Here is a 19791-nt window from a genome sequence, read left to right as displayed (position 1 = left end):
TGGCAAAGCCGCTCTGCTGGCGATCCGACGCGCGTTTCCTGCGCGTCGGTGCTCACGGCCATCAAGGCCGCTCCGCTCCGATGCTCGGAAACACACGACGGCCGCGCCGCTTCGCGGCACTCTCGCTCGGCAGACCGGCTTTTCCAGCCGTCTCATCGGCGCAGCGACTGTCGAATCGATTCTCTACAATCCTCTACAGCGCGAATGGCGCGTCGAGCGTGAAGGTTGCCTGTTTCTGGCCGGCGATGCTGGTGCCGAAGGCGAACAGGCTGCCGCTGAGGGGCTGGTCCACGAGCTGGCGGGCCGACAGGCCCTTGCGCGCGGTGGTGACGAAGACGGTGCGGTAGTCGGCGCCGCCGAACGCCACCTTGGTGACGTTGCGCGCCGGCATGGGAATCGGTTCGACCTTCGTGCCGTCCGGGGCCAGGCGTTCGATCCGCCCGCCATCCCATACGCCGATCCAGAGGAAGCCCGCGCTGTCGACCGCGATGCCGTCGGGGTAGCCGTCCTGCAGCGTGGCGAAGACCCGGCGGTTCGACAGGGTGCCCTCGGGCGCCACGTCGAAGGCGTAGACGGTCCGGGCGGGTGAGTGATTGTGGTAGAGCGTGTGCCCGTCGGGCGACAGGGCCGGGCCGTTGCTGACCACGTAACCGGTATCCTCGCACCGGATCGACAGGGCGCCCCGGTCCTGGCGGACGGAATAGAGCGAACCGGTCGGGGCGGTCTCGGCATCGTGCATGGTGCCGAACCACAGGCGGCCGAACCGGTCCACATACCCGTCATTGATCCGGTTGCCGGGCTGGTCGGGCTCGACCGGGAGATCGAGGCCGAATCGGCCGGTGGCGGGGGAAAACCGGTGCAGCCCGTCGCGCAGGCCGCACAGGAAGGTGCCGTCGGTGAGCGGCACCAGGAAACCCGGCCGGTCGGGGGCGGGCCAGGAGGTTCTCTCGCCGCTTTCCGGCCGGTAGCGGTGGATCGCCTTTCCGACGATATCGACGAAATACAGGGCCTGTTCGGCTTCCGACCAGACGGGGCCCTCGCCCAGCATGGCTGGAAGATCCCACACGCAGCGCGGCACGCCGCACATCGGTCCTTCCCTCATCGCCCATTCCTCCTGTCTGGCCGGAAGCGGATTCCGGGCTCATAATGATGGTCCATGCCATTGGACGGGGACCCGCCATCATGAACCCGACAGCCTGCATCCTGGTCATCGGCAACGAGATTCTTTCGGGCCGGACGCAGGACGTCAACGTGCAATATCTCGCACGACGCCTGTCCGAACTGGGGATCACCCTCTCCGAAGTGCGGATCATCCCCGATCGGCGCGAGGTGATCGTGACCACGCTGTGCGATGTGCGGGCGCGCTTCGAGCATGTCTTCACCACCGGCGGCATCGGGCCGACCCATGACGACATCACCGCGCCCTGCGTCGCCGAGGCGTTCGGCGTGCCGTGGGTCATCCACCCGGAAACCTTCCGGGTGCTGGAGGCGCATTTCCGGCCGGGGGAATTCAATGCCGCCCGCCAGCGCATGGCCACCCTGCCGCAGGGGGCGACCCCGATCACCAACAGCGTCTCGATCGCGCCGGGTTTCAGCATCGGCAATGTCCATGTGCTGGCGGGCGTGCCGCGCATCATGCAGGCGATGTTCGAGGCGCTGGCCCCCAGCCTGCGTCACGGCACGCCCGTGACCTCGCGAAGCTGGTACGCGCTGGAACTGTTCGAGGGCACGCTGGCCGCCGGCCTGTCGGCGATCCAGGACCGTTATCCGGACCTCGATATCGGCTCCTATCCGTTCAAGCGGCCGGACGGACGGCGGGGCGTGGCCCTGGTCTGCAAGGGGCTGGACCGCGACGCCGTGCTGGCGGCGGCGCAGGCGACGCACGACCTGATCGCGCAGTTGGGCTTTACCCCGCTGGAAGGCGAACCCCCGCCCTGAGCCTGACGGAACATGCGGGCTGGCGGCGATCCGACGCGCGTTTCCGACCAGGCTTTGAAAGGCTGGATTTCTTAACCGCCTTCGGCATCCGGTAAGGCGCCGGGAACGTGCATCTCCGGCAGATGGAGCGTGACCTGGTGGCCCAGATTGGCGGAATGGGCGCCGAGTGACACCCCGTACTCGCCGGCAGGCACCACCCATTCCAGCGTTGCCGGATTCCAGTGGCCCAGCATCCGCGCGTCGATCCCGACCGCCAGCCGCGCGGCCTGTCCGGGCGTAAGCTGCACGCCCCGCCAGCCGATCAGGCGCTTGGGAGCCCCGCCGGCCCCTTCGGGGAGATCGAGATAGATCTGCGGCACGTCGCGGCCGGCCATGGTGCCGCGATTGGACACGCTGAAACCCACCAGCAGCCGTGAGCCGTCCCGCGTCACCTTCAGGTCGCCATAGGCGAAGCGCGCGCGGGCCGAGAGCCCGTATCCGAACGGGAACAGCGGCGCGACATGCGCCCGGTCGAAGGCCTTGTAAGCCGCCATATGCGCCTGGGGCGGCGACGCGCCGCCGGTAAAGGTGACGGGCAGGCGCCCGGAGAAATCGCGCTGGCCGGTCAGCAGGGCCGCCAGCGCATCGCCGCCGCCATCGCGCCACGACCAGGCCTGCACCACGCCATCGACCTGATCCAGCCAGGGCATGGGGCGGGCGGGATCGTCCGACAGCAGGACGACGACCACATGACCGCCCGTGTCGGCCACCGCGCTGATCAGCCGGTCGTCCTCGGGGCCGGCGGAAAAGAGGACGGTATGGCTGGCCTGGGCGATATAGGACGGCAGCGGCCCGTCCGCCGGCATATCGGCGGCCCGGCGCGCGACCTGCCCGGCCCGGTTCAGGGCGTCGGCCATGACATCCGCCGCCTCCCGTGCCGCCCCGGCGCCCAGGACGAGGATGGGATCGGCGGTGGTGCCGGCCAGCGGGAGGATCGCGTTTTCATTCCGCAGCAGCACCGTGCCTTCGGTGACCACCTCTTCCGCCAGCGGGTCCTGATAGAGCGCGGGCGCGCGCAGCGCGCCGAACGGGGGGGGATTCTCGGTTACCCCGGCCTCGTCCATGGAGTGCATGACATGGGCGGCCATGTGATCGAGCCGGGCGGGCGGCACGAAGCCCCCCTTCATCACCGCCTGCCGCAGCGTGGCGCCGAACAGCGCCGTATCGGCAGTGCCGGGCTCGCCTTCCACGTCGATGCCGGCTTCCAGCGCCGACAGCAGCATGGGGCGACGGGCCGCCGTGCCGTCCGGCGTCGGGTGGTCCGCCAGCAGGGCGATCATGCCGCCATAATGCCATCCGTCGCGCAGCGTCCGTTCCATGCCGTCCAGCCCGCCGCATGGCCGCGCGCCGACGACCGTGACATGGCAGAGCATGCCCGCGCCCCTTGCCTGCTCCAGGGCGACATGGAGCGCCAGCATGCGGTCCTGGGACACCCCATCGGCGCCGGGCCGGCCACGGCCGCCGAACAGCGGCAGCACATGGCCCGCGATCAGCCCGGAGGCGACCGCGCCCATCATCCGGCCGGCGAGCAGCGGGTCTTCGCCGTCATAGGCCCGGTCGGCCGGCAGGGGGCCGACCCCGCCGACCGACGTGATCGCCCGGCCGCCGGCCCGGATCGCGCGGGCTCGGGCCTGCCCCGCCCGCCGGGCCAGGTCGCGGTCCCAGGTCGCCATCAGCGCCAGTGGCGAGCGCTGCGCCGCGCCGTCATCCAGCAGGGCCATGCGCAGGGCCGGCAGGCCGGCGCGCGGCACGCCGGGCAGCGTGACGATCGACACGCCCTCGACCGGGCCGGCCACGACATCCGCCCGCACCAGGGTGAGTTTTTCCGTCTGGGTCAGGCGGGCGGCCAGGGGCGCTGCCCGCGCCGGCCGGTCGGCCGCGACGGCGGGGGGCGCGGACAGGGCCAGGGCCGCCAGCAGGGCCATGCCCCGCCACGGCCCGCCGGCCCGCCCTGCCCCCCCGCCCGCGATGCCTGCCACGCCGCCCCCTCCGATCTTTCGTCCCGTCGCGCGGCGACTCCCCGCGCGGCCCGGCCTGATTGGGTCTTTTCAAACCGGCCGGAACCGTGAAGGCAAGGCTCTGGATGTCCTTGCTGGTCCTCGGTTCCTGCCGAGGTGTGGGTTGCCCGCGCATGCGACCGGGAGAAAATCGCCACCCGGCTTGGCGCGGATGGCGCGCCGGGATATGAAGACGGCAGTGAAACCGGCTGAACCGTGGTCCGACCGCCGGCCCCGGACGGGCAGGAACCGCCACGGCCGCCGATCCATCAGCGGGGCCAGACCCGAGGGGACCACAGGGGCAACATGACCGTTCGACCGCCATCCGCCATTCGCCGCCTTTCGCCATCGGCCCGCCTGCTGGGCGTGCTGGCCATTGCCCCGATTCTGGGCCTGACCGCCTGTTCCTCGTCGCGCCGCGCGGACGCGGGGCTGGCGATGCCGCAGAATCATCTGATCACCCAGGATCGCTCCGCCAATGGCGGCGACGACCAGATCGGCAAGAGCGGCGTGAACGCCTATCTGTGGCGCGGCGCGATCGACACGCTGTCGTTCATGCCCTTCGCCTCGGCCGATGCCATCGGCGGCGTGATCCTGACTGACTGGTACACCCCGCCGGCCACCAAGAACGAGCGATTCAAGATCACGGCCTATGTGCTGTCGCGCAACCTGCGGTCGGACGCGCTGCGTGTCTCCGTCTTCCGCCAGGCGCTGACCGATGGGCAGTGGGTCGATACCCCGGTCGCCCCGAACACGGTATCGGACATCACGACGCGAATCCTGACCCGGGCGCGGCAGCTTCGCGCCGATAATGGCGGCGGCAAGTAAGCCCCTTCCCCCGGTGCTTTCGCGCCGGGGACGATGCCGGGCCGCTGCCCGGCATCCTTCTGCTTCGTATCGGCCGTGCGTGACAGACCGTGACGCTCCGGCCCATGCTCCTGGACCCTGACATGACTGAAATGACCCCCGCTTCCTACGATTTCCGCACGGCCGAACCGCGCTGGCAGGCCGAGTGGGAGCGGGCGGGCGCCTTCGACGTGCCCGACGTGCCGCCGGCCGATCGCCCGAAATATTACGTGCTGGAGATGTTCCCGTATCCGTCGGGGCAGCTTCACATGGGGCATGTGCGCAACTACACGCTGGGCGACGTGGTCGCGCGCTTCAAGCGGGCCAAGGGGTTTTCGGTGCTGCATCCGATGGGCTGGGATGCCTTCGGCCTGCCGGCGGAAAACGCGGCGCGGGAACGCGGCGTGCATCCGCAGACCTGGACGCTGGACAATATCGCGGCCATGCGCGGCACGCTGAAGCGGCTGGGCTTCTCGTTCAACTGGGACCGCGAGATCGCGACCTGCCTGCCCGAATATTACGGCAAGCAGCAGAAGCTGTTCCTCGACATGCTTCAGGGCGATCTGGTCGAGCGGCGCGAAAGCTGGGTGAACTGGGACCCGGTGGACCATACCGTACTGGCGAACGAGCAGGTGGTGGACGGGCGCGGCTGGCGTTCCGGCGCGCTGATCGAGAAGAAGAAGCTCTCGCAGTGGTTCCTGCGCATTACCAAATTCGCGCCCGACCTGCTGGAGGGGCTGTCGCATCTGCCGCGCTGGCCGGAGCGGGTCCGACTCATGCAGGAACGCTGGATCGGGCGCTCGGTCGGCGCGCGCGTGCGCTTCGGGCTGCATAGCCCGCCGCGGGGGTTCGATACCGATCTGGATTCGGTCGAGGTCTATACCACCCGGCCCGATACGCTGTTCGGCATGGCGTTCCTGGCCGTCGCACCCGACCATCCGCTGGCCGCGAAGGTCGCGCGGGACAATGCGGACGCCGCCGCCTTCATCGCCGAATGCCGCCGCCTGGGCACGTCGGAGGAAGCGATCGAGAAGGCCGAGAAGCGCGGGTTCGATACCGGCCTGCGCGTGTCGCATCCCTTCATGCCCGACCAGAGCTTTCCGGTCTGGATCGCCAATTTCGTGCTGATGGATTACGGCACCGGCGCCATCTTCGGCTGTCCGTGCGGCGACCAGCGCGACCTGGATTTCGCCAACGCCTATCACCTGCCCTTCCGCCCCGTTGTCCTGCCGGCGGGCGAGGATGAAGCGGCCTTCGCCGTCACCGCCAAGGCGTGGGACGGTGACGGTACGATGATCAATTCCGGCTTCCTGGACGGGCTGGACACCAAGGCCGCGCGGGCCGAGGCCATCAGCCGCCTGGAAGGGCTGGGCGTCGGCCGGGGCGTCGAGAACTGGCGGCTGCGCGACTGGGGCATTTCGCGCCAGCGCTACTGGGGCTGCCCGATTCCGGTCATCCATTGCGCCGCCTGCGGCCCGGTGCCGGTGCCTGACGACCAGTTGCCCGTGACCCTGCCCGAGGACGTGACGTTCGACCGGCCGGGCAATCCGCTGGACCATCATCCGACCTGGAAGCATGTCGCCTGCCCGCGCTGCGGCGCCGACGCCACGCGCGAGACCGACACGTTCGACACCTTCGTGGACAGTTCGTGGTATTTCGCCCGCTTCACCGCCCCGCATGCGGCGGCGCCGACCGTGCGCCCGGCGGCCGATGGCTGGCTGCCGGTCGACCAGTATATCGGCGGGATCGAGCATGCGATCCTGCATCTGCTCTATGCCCGCTTCTTTACCCGCGCGATGCGGGAGACGGGGCATCTGGGGCTGGACGAGCCGTTCGACGGCCTGTTCACCCAGGGCATGGTCAATCACGAGAGCTATCGCGATACCGATGGGCTGTGGCTGTATCCCGAGGAAGTGGAACGGCACGGTGACGGCGCGGTGCATCGTGAGACCGGTGCGCCGGTGACGATCGGCCGTGTCGAGAAGATGTCCAAATCCAAGCGCAATACGGTGGCGCCGGTGGCGATCATCGAGCGGTTCGGTGCCGATACCGCGCGCTGGTTCGTGCTGTCGGACAGCCCGCCGGAACGCGACATGGAGTGGACCGAGGCCGGCGTGGCCGGTGCGGCGCGCTTCCTGCAACGGCTCTATCGGGTGGTGCGGACGGTGGCGGAGAGCGTTCCGGCCGCGGCTGCCCCCGAGGCTGCGCCGTCTGACGCCGCCGACACGCTGCGCCGCGCGACCCATCGCACCATCGCCGCCGTGAGCGATGCGCTGGAAGGCTTTGCGATCAATGTGGCGGTGGCCCGTCTGCATGAGCTGACCTCCGCGCTGGCGGATGCCGAGCGTGCCGGGGCCGATGCCGGCATGGCTTTTGCCCGGCGCGAGGCCGCGCTGAGCCTGTGCCTGCTGGCCGGGCCGATGGTGCCGCATCAGGCGGAAGAGATGCTGGCCCTGCTGGAGCCCGGGCAGGCGCCGGCCGTCGACCGCCCGTGGCCGGTGGCCGAGCCGGAATTGCTGGTGGCGCGCGAGCTGACGATCGCGGTCCAGATCATGGGCAAGCTGCGCGGCACCGTGGCCGCGCCGCCCGATGCGCCGGCCGAGACGGTGATCGCCCTGGCGGAAAACGAGCCCAATGTCGCGCGGCTGCTGGAGGGCAAGCGCATCGTCAAGCGCATCCATGTGCCCAATCGCATCGTCAATTTCGTGATCGCGGGCTGATCGGATGCCGCATCTGCCCCGGTCCGACGCGCCCCGTTCGTCTCGCCCGCTTCGCCGGGTGGTGCTGATGGCCATGGTGACGATGCTGGGTGGGTGCGGCTTCCAGCCCCTGTACGGAACACCGGCCGGCAGTGCGCCCGCGGGCGGGACGATCCCCGACCAGTTGCGCCAGGTCTATGTGGCCAGCATTCCCGAACGGTACGGGCAGGAATTGCGGCTGTTCCTGCAACAGAATCTGGCCGGAGCCGAGCAGGAAGACCCGACCGGCTATACGCTGCGCGTCAATTCCTATGTGATGAACGAAGCGATCGACATCCATTCGGACAATACGACCGGCCGCACCCGCGCCACCGCCCACGCCCACTGGATGCTCTATACCGTAGCACCCACCCCGATGCTGGTGACCCAGGGCGATACGCAGGTGATGGATGGCGAAAACGAGACGTTCGAGCAGTATTTCGCCCAGAACCTGAACCAGACCGCGCTGGCGCGCCGGGTGGCGCAGGCCGTCGCCGACCGCATTACCCAGCAGCTTGCGATCTGGTTCAAGACCCGTGCCGCACCCGCGCAGCGGACGGTGATGCCGCAGGCGACCTATGTCGACCCGAACGTGATGCCCAATGCCAGCACCGAGATCCCGCGCCAGTCGGTCGGTGAAGACGGCCTGCCGGGCATGGCCATCGGCCGGTCCTCCCCCGATCCTTCCGGCACGGCGGGCAGCGAGCCGGGCAACGGAACAGTCAACAACCAGTGAAGATCGACGCGCGCTCGGTTGCCCGGGTCCTGCGTGAGCCCGGCGCGCTCAGGGCCATTCTGCTGCATGGCGAGGATACCGGGCTGATCCGCGAGCGGGCCCGCCAGGCCGCAACCGCCATCGCGCCACAACTGGACGACCCCTTCCGCGTCGCGGTGCTGGACCGGGATGCGGCGGAGCGGCTGGAAGAGGAAATCTTCTCTCTTTCCCTCAGCGGCGGGCGGCGCGTCGTCTGGGTGCGTGACGGGGGCGACAGCCTGACGGCGCCGTTGAAGGCCAGCCTGGCCCGCGAGTCCGATACGCTGGTCATCATCGAGGCCCCCGGCCTTGCCAGCCGCTCGCGCCTGCGCGCGCTGGCCGAGGCCCAGGCCAGTTGCGCGGCCATCGGCTGCTATCCCGAGGAAGGGCGGGCGCTTGAAGGCACGATTCGCCAGAGCCTCGGGGAAGAGGAGATCCGCATCGACGCCGATGCGCTGGCGTGGTTCGCGGGGTTGCTGGGTCCCGATCGGGCCGCGATGCGGGGCGAGGTTGAAAAACTGGCGCTCTATGCCGGGCGGGGCGGGCATCTGACGCTGGACGATGTGCGGACCTGCATCGGCGATGCCGCCGGTGTGTCGCTGGAAGATGCGGCCTATGCCGCCACCGCCGGCGATCGGGCCGGCGCCGATACCGCGATCGAGCGGGCGCTGGCCGAAGGTACCAGCCCGATTGCCGTCGCGCGGGCCCTGCTCTCGCACCTGCACCGGCTGCGGCGCGCGCGAATCGCGATGGATTCGGGGCAGAGCCGGGCGGACGCGATGCGCGGAATGCGGCCGCCCGTGTTCTTCAAGCGGACCGAATCCTTCGGCCAGGCGCTGTCGCTGTGGAGCGCCGAGCGGTTGATGGATGCCGCCGAGCAGACCCAGGCGCTTGAGAAGGACTGCAAGCAGACCGGGTCGCCCGACCTCGCATTGTGCCGCCGCCATATCGCGCGCCTGGCGGCGACCGCGACGATGCTGCGTCGCGAGCGGTGAGCCGCCTTCCGGCCGTCGGGGGCGCTTGCCCGAAGCCCTGTGCTCGGCTAGAAGCAGAGCGTGTGTCCGCGTAGCTCAGCAGGATAGAGCACAGGATTCCTGGTTTTCAAATTGGGCGTCATGGCGGGAAACCTCATGACGGATCCGCTCAAATTCGGGGAACGCTCTGACACCGTGTGTCGTGCCGATCCCGAGCCAAGCCCGGCCTCGCCGGGAAGGTGTAGAGACTGGACGGGCGGCACCTGTCGGCCTTCGGGCCCAGGGTGAAGGGACAGTCCAGACCACGAACGCCATTTCCGGATGGCGGCGGTGAAAGCCGAAGTGGTATGAATCCTGGGGCCGTGGGTTCGAATCCCGCCGCGGACACCATATTGCGCCGGGATGCGTTTTCACGCTCCCTCGCCCGATTTCGCGGCATGCCTGCGCGCGGGACACTGAGTATGTCCTCCCCGCACCTGTTATGGAGCGGATCGTTTCGGTCCTCCGCTGCCGGAAGACATAAAAAGAACACAGACAGAGAGAATTTACGCTTGGAGAGCCCTGTGGATGGCCGATCGGCGGGTCTGTGCGTTTGTACGGGCGCGGCCGAAGGAGAGAAGCGCGGTGATCGCCTGAATGCCGGCCATGCGATGCCCGATTGTCGCAAAGCGACGCAGGTTGCCCGTCGTCAGGAATGGGCGGCGTGCTGGCACAACCGTTCAGGCTCGGCGTCCTGACACGCGCCGTTCCTGTCGGGCAGGCATTGCGGATGCCGATTCAACAGGCGATAATTTGCCTGAAATTTAGGCAAAATACGAAAGCCAGGAGGCGCCGGAAATCTGAAGTTCGTATTCCGCCATATGCTTACAGCAGAAAGCCGCCGTCCATTCCGGCTTTGATGCCTTGTTTGCGGGCGAGGGAAGCACATGAAACGCGCCGAACTCTTTTTTCAACGCCGATATGGCTTTTCCCTCCGACCCGACCGCGTTACATCGTAGTCCGATCATCGCATTGGGGCACATATCTCTTCATGCATAACAGTTCGACGTCCGAGCCCAAGGCCACTACTCGGGATGAGCCCATCGCCATCATCGGCGCATCCTGCCGCCTTCCCGGGGCGCCGGACGTTACCAGCCTGTGGCAGTTGCTGGACGAGGAACGCGAAAGCGTGCGGCCGATCCCGGAGAATCGCTTTCCGTTGCGGGATTTCTGGCACCCCCGTCGTGGCGAGACCGGCAAGTTCTATGCCACCCGGGCCTCGACCCTGGACGAGATCGAACTGTTCGATGCCGCCTTTTTCGGTATTTCAGCCCGCGAGGCCCGGCAGATGGACCCGCAGCAGCGGCTGCTGCTGGAACTGGCGTGGGAAGCCCTGGAAGACGCGGGCACGACGGCGGAGCGCATCGCATCGGCCGGTGTGTATATCGGCGCGTCGGGTCTGGAATATGCCAACCTGCGCCTGACCGACCCCTCGTCGGGCAATGCCTATTTCATGCCCGGCAACACGCTGAGCATCTTCTCCAACCGCGTGTCGTACGCGCTGGGCCTGCACGGGCCGAGCATGACCATCGATACCGCCTGCTCGTCGTCGCTGTTCGCCCTGCACGAGGCGTGCGAGGACCTGCGCGCGGGCCGGACGGGCGTGGCGCTGGTCGGCGGTGTGAGCATGCTGCTGACGCCCTACCCTTTCATCGGCTTCTGTGCCGCGAGCATGCTGTCCCCGACCGGGCGCTGCCACGCCTTCAGTGCCGATGCCGATGGCTATGTCCGTGGCGAGGGCGGCGTCATGCTGCTGCTCAAGCCGCTGTCGGCGGCGCGGCGGGATGGCGACGATGTTCGCGCGGTGATCATGGCCAGCGGGATCAATGCCGACGGCCGGACGCCCGGCCTGACCTTTCCCAGTGCCCAGGCCCAGACCGACCTGCTGCGCGAGGTTTATGATCGGGCCGGAGTCTCGCCGGATCAGGTCGCGTTCGTCGAGGCCCATGGCACCGGCACCCCGGCGGGAGACCCGGTCGAGACGACGGCGCTGGGCCATGCCCTGGGCCAGTTGCGCGCCACGCCGCTGCCGATCGGCTCGGTCAAGACCAATCTCGGCCATCTGGAACCGGCATCGGGCCTGGTCAGCATGCTGAAGGCCATGCTCGCCCTGCAGAATCGGCGCCTGCCCGCCTCGCTGCATTGCGCGAACCCGAACCCGGCCATTCCCTTTGCCGAACTCAACCTGGACGTCGTTACCGAGGCCCGGTCGCTTGAAGATGGCCCGCTGATTGCCGGGGTCAATAATTTCGGATTCGGCGGCGCCAATGCCCATGTGGTCCTGGCCAGCGCGCCGGCTGAATCCGTCGAGGCGCCGGCCGTCGCGACGGCATCGGACGATGCGGTGCCGCTGCTGCTGTCCGCGCGCTCCGAGGCCGGTCTGGCCAGCCTTGCCCGGGTCTGGTCGACGCGGAGCTGGACCGATTCCGAATTGCGCGGTCTGGCGACGCGACGTGCTCACCTGCCCCATCGCCTGGGTGTTCCCGGCGGGGATGCGGCGGAGATGCGCGCGGCGCTAGCCGGCTGGGTCGAGACCCGCACCCACGCCGATGTCGTCACCGGGCAGGCGCTCGCGCACGCGCGCACCGTCTTTGTCTTTTCCGGCAATGGCAGCCAGTTTTCGGGCATGGGGAAGGATCTACTGGAGATCAGCCCCGTTTTCGCCGCCGGGGTGGCGGAGGCGGATGCGGCGCTGCGGCCGCATCTCGGCTGGTCGGTCCTCGAGGCCATGCGTTCGGGCGACTGGTCGGCCGACCCGGCCGATGTTGCGCAGCCGATGCTGTTTGCGTTCCAGATCGGCGTTTTGCGCGGGCTGGAGCAGCAGGGGCTGAAGGCCGATATCGTCGTCGGCCATAGTGTCGGGGAAATCGCGGCCGGGGTGCATGCCGGCATGCTGGAGATGGATGAGGCCGCGCGCATCGTTGCCCTGCGCAGCCGCCATCAGGCGACGGCGCCCGGCGGCGGCATGGTCGCGATCCATGGCGATGCCGAAGAGGCACGGCGGCTTCTGGCCGAGGCCGGGCCGACGCTGGAAATCGCGGCCTTCAACGCGCCCAATGCCCTAGCGGTGGCCGGCGAGGCCGAGGCGCTGGACCGGCTGGAAGCCGCGAAAGGCAGTTCCTCGCTGCTGATCCACCGCCTGAAGGTGGGGTATGCCTATCACAGCAGCCATATGGACCGGATTGCCGAGGCGCTGGTCCGTGATCTGGGCGCGATCGCCGCGCGCCAGCCCGACCGGCTGATGATCTCGACCGTGACCAGCCAGCCCTTCACGGTGCTGCCCGATGCCGATTACTGGTGGCGGAACGTCCGCGCCCCGGTGCTGTTCGCGGAATCGGTGCGCCGGGCGGCGGAAGAAGGTGGGTCGGTCTTTATCGAGATCAGTCCTCGTCCGGTTCTCCAGCATTATCTGCGCGACATCCTGCGGGGCGGCGATACGCAATCGCGCGTCATGCCGGCCGTGCCGGCCAAGATCAGCACCGATCCGTTCCCCCGCACCGCGCTGGCATGCTTTGCGGCGGGCTGTGACATTCTGTCGGCGGCGCATTTCGCGGGGCCTGCCCATGTGCGGGGCCTGCCCGGCGTGCAGTGGCAGCGCGAGCGGCATTGGTATGAGCCGACCGAAGAAGCGCTGGCGGTGCTGTGGAACCAGCAGGGCACGCATCCCCTGCTGGGCGACCACGGCAAGACGGATGCCAGCGAGTGGACCGCGCATCTGGATGGCGCGGTGCAGCCCTGGCTGGCCGACCACAAGGTGGGCGAGACGATCGTGCTGGCTGCCGCCTGCCTGATCGAATTCGCCTTTACCGCCGCGCGGGCGACATGGCCCGATGCCGAGATTCTGGAACTGCGCGATTTCCAGATCCTGCGCCCTGTGATCATCGAACAGACGCAGTTGCGCGAGATCCGGGTGCGGCTGGCGGCGGATGGCGCCGTGACCATCGACAGCCGGCCCCGGCTGTCGCACGCGGTCTGGACGCGCCATGCCACCGCCCGTGCCGGCCTGTCGCCGGTCGCGCCGGCTGCCCTGCCGGCGGACGTGACCGATACCGACATGACGGGTGACGCGCTCTATGCCACCGCGCGGGCCGCCGGGCTGGCCTATGGACCGGCCTTCCGCCGTGTCGGCGCGATTTCCATGGCCGCCGGGCGGGTGGAGGCGACCCTGACGGGCGCGGCGCCGCTCGATGGGCTGACGCTGGACCCGACAGCGCTGGATGGCACCTTCCAGGCGCTGGTCGGGCTGGCCGTCAATCATGCTGATGCGAGCGAAGCACCGTTGCCGCGCAAGTTCGGCATCATCCGGCTGGACCTGACGGCTGGGCCCGCCGCACGGGGGCAGGCGGCCGTCACGACGTCCGGCCCGCGCGAGACCGAGGCCGACATCGTGATGCTGGATGCCACCGGCCGGGCCGTGCTGTCGGCAACCGGCTGCTGGTTCACCCGCATGCCGGGCGAACGGCCGGTGCCGGTTGCCGAGCGCAGTTTCCACGAGATCTGGCTGCCGTCGGCCGTGGCGTCGGTGCCGCTGTCCGACGAGCGGTTCCTGGCCCTGCGCCCGGCCATGGAAACGCCTGTCGGTGACGCGGACGACAAGGATGCCGGCCTGCTGGCCCATACGATCCTGGCCGGACAGTCTGCGACGACCGGTGATGCGCCTGACGCGGCCCGGCTGTGGCAGACGCTTTTCCTCGACCTGCCGCAATGGCTGCCGGCGGCGTTGCTGCTGGCCTGGATCGAGGAACGGAAGAACGCGCCGGTCGCCGCCGACGATGCGTTCCCCGATGTGGCGTTCCGGCAGTTGCTGTCCGGCCGCAGCGTGGAACTGGCGGCCGAGCAGATTGCGACCACCATCGCCGCCTATGCGCGGGACTGGCCGCAGGACCGTCCGTTGCGCGTGCTGGAACTGCATGCCGACCGCGCCGCCCTGACGCGCCAGCTCGTCCCGCGCCTGGCGGACCTGCCGGGCCGGCTGGATTACACGATCCTGGAGCCGAACCGTGAGCGGCAGGCGCGGCTGCGGCCGACCGTGCTGGCGCATCTGCCCGGCATCGTCATGGCCGAGACCGTGCCGGCGGGGGCGTATGACGTGCTGGTTGCCTACGCGCCCGGCCTGCACGGCCAGGTGCCGGCGGCGACGCTGGCCCATGCCGATCGTCTGGCGCCGGGTGGCCTGATCCTGGTGGTGGAAGCGGCCGAGGATGCGGGCTGGGCTACGTTGCGCGACCTGTCGCCCGAGCCGCTGCTGACGATCGGCGCGTGGCGCGACCTGCCGCACCGCCTGCGCGCGGTGGCGGAAAGTGTGCCTGCCCAGGCGCCCTTCCCGCTCGCCTTGCTGGCGGCGGTCGCGATCGACGCGGAAGAAGCCGAGGCTGAGGCGGAGACCGTGTCGGCGCCGCCGGTGCTTCGTCTGTCGCATGCTCCCGCGCGGGAGGATGAGAGCGAGACCGCGTGGACCGCGCGGGCGATGCTGGCTTTGGCCCGCGATGCGCGGGCGGCGGCCGAGGCCGGTGCGTGCCTGGCGATCGTGACCCGCGATGCGGCGACCACGCCGCATGAGGCCGCGCGCGTGGCCCTGGGCCGGACGATCGCCAACGAGTTCCCTGCCCTGCGCTGCCGCCGGATCGACCTGTCGGCCACGCTGTCGGAAACGGCGGTCGCGGCGGCGCTGGAGGCGGAGCGCACTGCCGCCGACGACGAGCGCGAAGTGCGCTGGACGGCGGACGGCCGATTTGTCCGCCGCCTGCGCGAGGGCCTGCCGGCGCGCGCCGAGGGCCCGAAAATGGATGTGCGGCTGATCCAGCCGGTGCCCGGCCCGCTGGACCGGCTGTGCTGGATGCCCGAGCCCAGGGTCGCACCCGGCCCGCGCGACGTGGTGATTGCCGTGCAGGCCAGCGGCCTGAACTATCGCGACGTGCTCTCGGCCATCGGCATGCTGCCCGACGAATTGCTGCTGGACGGTTTCGCCGGCGCGACGCTGGGCATGGAATGCGCGGGCACCGTGCTGGAGGTGGGCGCGGAGGTTACCGACCTGGCTCCCGGCGACCGGGTGATGGCGCTGGCCGCCGCCGCGCATGCCAGCCGGGTGGTGACCGACCGGCGCAGCGTCTTCGCGCTGCCGGAATGGCTGTCCTTCGCGGCCGGTGCGACCATTCCCGTGACGTATCTGACCGTGCTCTATGCGCTGGAAACCGTGGGCCGGTTGCGGGCCGGCGAGACGATCCTGATCCATGGCGCGGCCGGCGGTGTCGGCCTGGCGGCCATTCAGTACGCCAGCCATGTCGGGGCGCGCATCATCGCCACCGCCGGCTCCCCCGCCAAGCGGGCGGCGCTGCGCGAACTGGGGATCGAGACCGTGCTGGACAGCCGGTCTCTGCGGTTCGGGGCCGATGTGCTGGCCGCGACCGGTGGACAGGGCGTGGACGTGGTGCTCAATGCCCTGAGCGGCGAGGCCATGGAGCGCAGCCTGGAACTGGTGCGGCCGTTCGGCCGCTTCCTGGAACTGGGCAAGCGCGACTTTTTGGCCAATACGCGGGTCGGCATCGGCCCGCTGCGGCAGAATGTCAGCTATCATGCGATCGACGTGGATGCGCTGGTACGGCATCGGCCCGATCTGGTCTCGACCGTGACCGACCGGCTGCATGCGCTGCTCGAGGACGGGGCGATCGGGCCGCTGCCCTATACCGCCTTCCCTGCCTCGGCCGCGACCGATGCGTTCGCGCTGATGCGGACCTCGGCGCATGTCGGCAAGATCGTGCTGACCATGGGGCCGGTCCATGTGCCGCCCGTGCTGGATGTGCCGGCCGACCGCACCATGCTGGTGACGGGCGGGACCGGTGGCTTCGGGGCGCGGGCCGCGCGGTGGCTTGTGACCCGTGGGGCGCGGCATCTGGTGCTGGTCAGCCGGCGCGGGCCGGCGGCCGAGGGCGTGGCGGCGTTGCGCGAAACGCTGCTGGAGGCCGGGGCTGAGACCGTGGAGGTGCGGGCCTGCGACGTGACCGACCATGCGGCGCTGGCGGCACTGATCGCGGAGATCCGGGCCACCATGCCGCCCCTGGGCGGGATCGTGCATGCCGCCGTCACGGTGGCGGACGGGCTGGTGGCAACCTTGTCCGAGGAGCAGGTGACGGCCTCGGTGCAGGCCAAGCTGACCGGCGCGCTGTCGCTGGATGCGCTGACGCGGGATGATCCGCTGGCGCTGTTCCTGGTCTTCTCTTCCGCCACCATCACGCTCGGCGCGCCGGGCCAGGGGGCTTATGTGGCGGCCAACGCGGCGGTCGAGGCGCTGATCCGGCGCCGGCGCGATGCGGGCCTGCCCGGCTGCGCCGTGCGCTGGGGGCCGATCGGCGATGCCGGCTTCCTGGAACGCAACGAGGCGGCCCGCGAGGCGCTGGACCGGCGGCTGGGCGCGCGCTCGATGCGCTCGATGGCCGCGCTGGATGCCTTGCCCGACCTGCTGGCCTCGTCCGACCCGTGGCCGGTGCTGGCGGAAATGGACTGGCAGGCCACCGGCAGCCTGCCGATCCTGAGTGAGCCGTTGTTCGGCGCCGTGGCGCGGCGCCGGGACGAGGACGGCGATAGCGGCGACCTGATGAGCCTGCTGGCCACGGCGACCGAGGAACGGCGGGAAGAGATCGTCGCCGACCTGATCCTGGGTGAGCTGACCCGCATCATGCAGACCGACCGCGAGGCCCTGCCGCTGGACCAGCCGCTGGCTGAACTGGGCATGGATTCGCTGACGGCGGTTGAACTGGCGCTGGGGCTGGAACGCCGGCTGGGCGTGTCGCTGCCCGGCTTTGCCTGGCAGGAAATGACGGTGCGGCGCGTGGCCCGCCAGGTCTCCACCCTGCTGGGCAACAAGGGGCAGGAGACGGCGGCCGCCACGCCGGACGAGGCCGTGATGGCGCGCCATCTGGCGTCGGACGAGGAACGGAACGTCGTGGTCGAGGCCGGCGAGGTTGCCGAAGAGACCGAAACGCCGGAGCCCGTGCTTTCGAACGAAGAAGAAGCGAGGCGATGACAGGACCAAAATTCGGCCGGCGGCTGGGCGAACGCATCAAGCTGCTGGCCAGCCTGTCGGGCAGCGCACCGGCGGAGAGCAGCACGCGCGGCTGGTCGCTGCCGGGCGTGGAGGAAATGGAGTTCATCGCGAAGCGGGCGGCGGCGCTGGGCGTCTCCGACCCGTTCTTTCGCCAGCATGACGGGCTGGCCGCCGCCACGACCCTGATCGACGGGCGGGAATATATCAATTTCTCGTCTTACGATTATCTGGGCCTGAATGGCGATCCGCGCGTGATCGCCCAGGTGGAAGAGGCCCTGCACCGCTACGGCACGACGGTTTCCGCCAGCCGCATGGTCTCTGGCGAACGGCCGTTCCACCGGGAACTGGAGGGCGCGCTGGCCGACTGGCATGGCGCCGAGGATTGCGTGGTGATGGTGTCGGGCCACGCGACCAACGTGACCACGGTGGCGCAGCTCATGCGGCCGGGCGACCTGATCATCCATGATGCGCTGGCCCATAACAGCCTGATCCAGGGCGCGATCCTGTCAGGTGCGCGGCGCATCGCCTTTACCCATAACGACGTGGCGGCGGCGCGCGAGCAGTTGTGGATGCATCGCCGGGCGCACAAGCGCGCGCTGCTGGTGCTTGAAGGCCATTACAGCATGGATGGCGACATCCCTGATCTGGCGGCCTTCGTGGAACTGGCCCGCGAGTTCGACTGCATGACGCTGGTGGACGAGGCGCACTCGACCGGCGTGCTGGGCGCGCGCGGGCATGGCATTGCCGAAGAGACCGGCGTGGCGCCCGATTCGATCGATCTGTGGATGGGCACGCTCAGCAAGAGCCTGATCTCGTGCGGCGGCTATATTGCCGGCCGTGCCGATATCATTACCTATCTGAAGCGCACCGCCGCGGGTTTCGTCTATTCCGTCGGCCTGCCGCCGACCAATGCCGCGGCCTCGATGGCGGCGCTGGGCATTATCCGCGAGGAACCCTGGCGCATTGCGCGGCTGCGCGAGAACGCCACCCTGCTGCTGCACCTGTTCCGCGAGGCCGGCTTCGATACCGGGACCTCGGAAGGCTACGGCATCGTGCCGGTGGTCACCGGCAGTTCGCTGCTGGCCGGCCGGCTGTCGCAGGCGCTGTTCGAACGCGGGCTGAATGTCCAGCCCATCATTCACCCGGCGGTGCCGGAGAAGGCGGCCCGCCTGCGCTTCTTCGTCAGTGCCTCACACACGCCCGAGCAGATCGAGCAGACCGTCTCGATCGTGACTCAGGCGCTGCGCGCGCTGTCGGAATAGGCCGACAGGATCCGCCGCACCGAGCCCTCGACCGCGAGGGCTCGCCCCTCGGGGGTGAAGAAATCGCCTTCGACCAGGACTTCCTGGATCAGCATGCGGCAGAACGCATCCAGCAGCCCGGCATCCGGCATGCTCGCCTGGCGCCAGAAGAGATCCAGAGGCTCCTGGAACGTCAGCCCTGGAACATCGTAGATGGCTTCGCCGAGAATCTTGACCGGCCTGTTGCGCCGCAGGGCCAGCAGCCCGACCGTGCTGTTGACCGTGACGATCCCTTCGCTGGCGTCCAGCACGGGTTCGAGCAGGCCGTCGGCCATGAAATAGACCCGCGCCGCGATACCCAGCGCGCGCGCGCGCCGGATGATCAGCCCTTCCCAGTCCGTCAGGCGCGGATCGAGCGGGTGGCGGCGGACGACCAGGGCCAGCGTGTCCGGCGCATGCGCGGCGAAAGAGGCCAGGATCTGTTCCAGCGCCTCGGCCATGCCGTGGAATGGCGAATGGACCCGCAACTGGTAGTCGCCATCGAGTTGCATCGGCACCAGCATGAAGGGACCCCGGGGCAGGATCGCGTCCTTCGGCTTGCGCACCACCCGCCCCGCCCAGTCCCGCAGCCAGCCCGCATATTCCACGAACGGACTGACCGCCGCGTGGAAGCGCGCGTGGGGAAACAGCGCCGTCATGGCCACGCGCAGCCCGTGATAGGAGACATCGTAGACCGCGCGGCGCAGGAAATCGGAATGCGGCTCGTAATGCATGGCGGGCCACGGCGCCTGGCCCCGTTCGCGGATATGCGCGGCATCGCGCGGCAGGGCCGAAAATCCGTTGACGCCATGCGGCTCCAGCGTGATCCAGCCGGGCCTCAGATATCCTTCCTCGAACACCCAGATGGCGATGCCGTGCGCGCGCGCGATCTCGGTTGCCACAAGATGAATCGGGCGGCAGTCGCCGAACAGGATGAGTCCGTCCGGCTTGTCCTCGGCGATGATCTTTTCAAGGAAGGCAGGCAGGGCGCGCTCGCGCCCGCGAAACCATGTGACGTCGTGCGAAAAGACCACGTCGCCGCCATTGAAGGCGATGCGGCGGACATGATGGCCGGCGGCCCGGAGCGCGATCGCCAGCTCGGAGAAAAACGGCGTGGCATTCCCTTGCAGCATCAGAAAACTCAG

The 19791-nt window shown here is 69.3% G+C and carries 10 protein-coding genes; 7 read left to right on the top strand and 3 right to left on the bottom strand.

Going from position 1 to position 19791, the window contains the following annotated elements; genetic code table 11:
- Nucleotides 1–193 precede the first annotated feature (193 nt).
- On the bottom strand, nucleotides 194–1102 hold the full coding sequence (locus ACMAUO_RS00780) for an SMP-30/gluconolactonase/LRE family protein (RefSeq protein WP_420355106.1): 909 nt from the start codon (nucleotides 1100–1102) through the stop codon (nucleotides 194–196).
- 80 nt (nucleotides 1103–1182) lie between these two features.
- Here ACMAUO_RS00780 and ACMAUO_RS00775 point away from each other — a divergent pair, with 80 nt between their 5' ends.
- On the top strand, nucleotides 1183–1938 hold the full coding sequence (locus tag ACMAUO_RS00775; protein WP_420355105.1) for a competence/damage-inducible protein A: 756 nt from the start codon (nucleotides 1183–1185) through the stop codon (nucleotides 1936–1938).
- Between the two features lie 71 nt (nucleotides 1939–2009).
- Here ACMAUO_RS00775 and ACMAUO_RS00770 read toward each other — a convergent pair whose 3' ends face one another.
- Nucleotides 2010–3956 carry a glycoside hydrolase family 3 C-terminal domain-containing protein gene (locus ACMAUO_RS00770; protein WP_420355104.1) on the bottom strand — a complete coding sequence of 649 codons (1947 nt, stop codon included), beginning with the start codon at nucleotides 3954–3956 and terminating at the stop codon, nucleotides 2010–2012.
- A 324-nt stretch (nucleotides 3957–4280) separates the two neighbouring features.
- Between ACMAUO_RS00770 and ACMAUO_RS00765 the strand changes: the two genes are divergently transcribed.
- The 6 genes from ACMAUO_RS00765 (at nucleotide 4281) to ACMAUO_RS00740 (ending at nucleotide 18628) form a co-directional block, all read left to right on the top strand.
- A complete protein-coding gene (locus tag ACMAUO_RS00765; protein WP_420355103.1) occupies nucleotides 4281–4802 on the top strand; it encodes a DUF3576 domain-containing protein in 522 nt (173 codons plus the stop codon).
- Between the two features lie 122 nt (nucleotides 4803–4924).
- A complete protein-coding gene (gene leuS / locus ACMAUO_RS00760) occupies nucleotides 4925–7540 on the top strand; it encodes a leucine--tRNA ligase (RefSeq protein ID WP_420355102.1) in 2616 nt (871 codons plus the stop codon).
- Between the two features lie 4 nt (nucleotides 7541–7544).
- Entirely contained in the window at nucleotides 7545–8294 is a 750-nt protein-coding gene (locus tag ACMAUO_RS00755) for a hypothetical protein (protein WP_420355101.1), read from the top strand.
- Complete coding sequence (holA, locus tag ACMAUO_RS00750) at nucleotides 8291–9307, top strand: DNA polymerase III subunit delta (RefSeq protein ID WP_420355100.1); 1017 nt, start codon at nucleotides 8291–8293, stop codon at nucleotides 9305–9307. The genes ACMAUO_RS00755 and holA overlap by 4 nt, the downstream gene beginning before the upstream one ends.
- Before the next feature lie 1009 nt (nucleotides 9308–10316).
- Nucleotides 10317–17345, top strand: coding sequence for a type I polyketide synthase (locus ACMAUO_RS00745; RefSeq protein ID WP_420355099.1), 7029 nt, complete (start codon nucleotides 10317–10319; stop codon nucleotides 17343–17345).
- On the top strand, nucleotides 17342–18628 hold the full coding sequence (locus ACMAUO_RS00740) for an aminotransferase class I/II-fold pyridoxal phosphate-dependent enzyme (RefSeq protein WP_420355098.1): 1287 nt from the start codon (nucleotides 17342–17344) through the stop codon (nucleotides 18626–18628). The genes ACMAUO_RS00745 and ACMAUO_RS00740 overlap by 4 nt, the downstream gene beginning before the upstream one ends.
- On the opposite strand, the gene ACMAUO_RS00735 is transcribed toward ACMAUO_RS00740, so the two are convergent.
- On the bottom strand, nucleotides 18601–19779 hold the full coding sequence (locus ACMAUO_RS00735) for a capsule polysaccharide biogenesis protein (RefSeq protein WP_420355097.1): 1179 nt from the start codon (nucleotides 19777–19779) through the stop codon (nucleotides 18601–18603). The two genes, ACMAUO_RS00740 and ACMAUO_RS00735, sit on opposite strands and share 28 nt — an antisense overlap.
- Between the last annotated feature and the right edge of the window lie 12 nt (nucleotides 19780–19791).

The organism is Gluconacetobacter brunescens, from assembly GCF_048695475.1.
Taxonomy (GTDB): Bacteria; Pseudomonadota; Alphaproteobacteria; order Acetobacterales; family Acetobacteraceae; genus Gluconacetobacter.
This window is presented reverse-complemented; position numbering and strand designations above follow the sequence as displayed.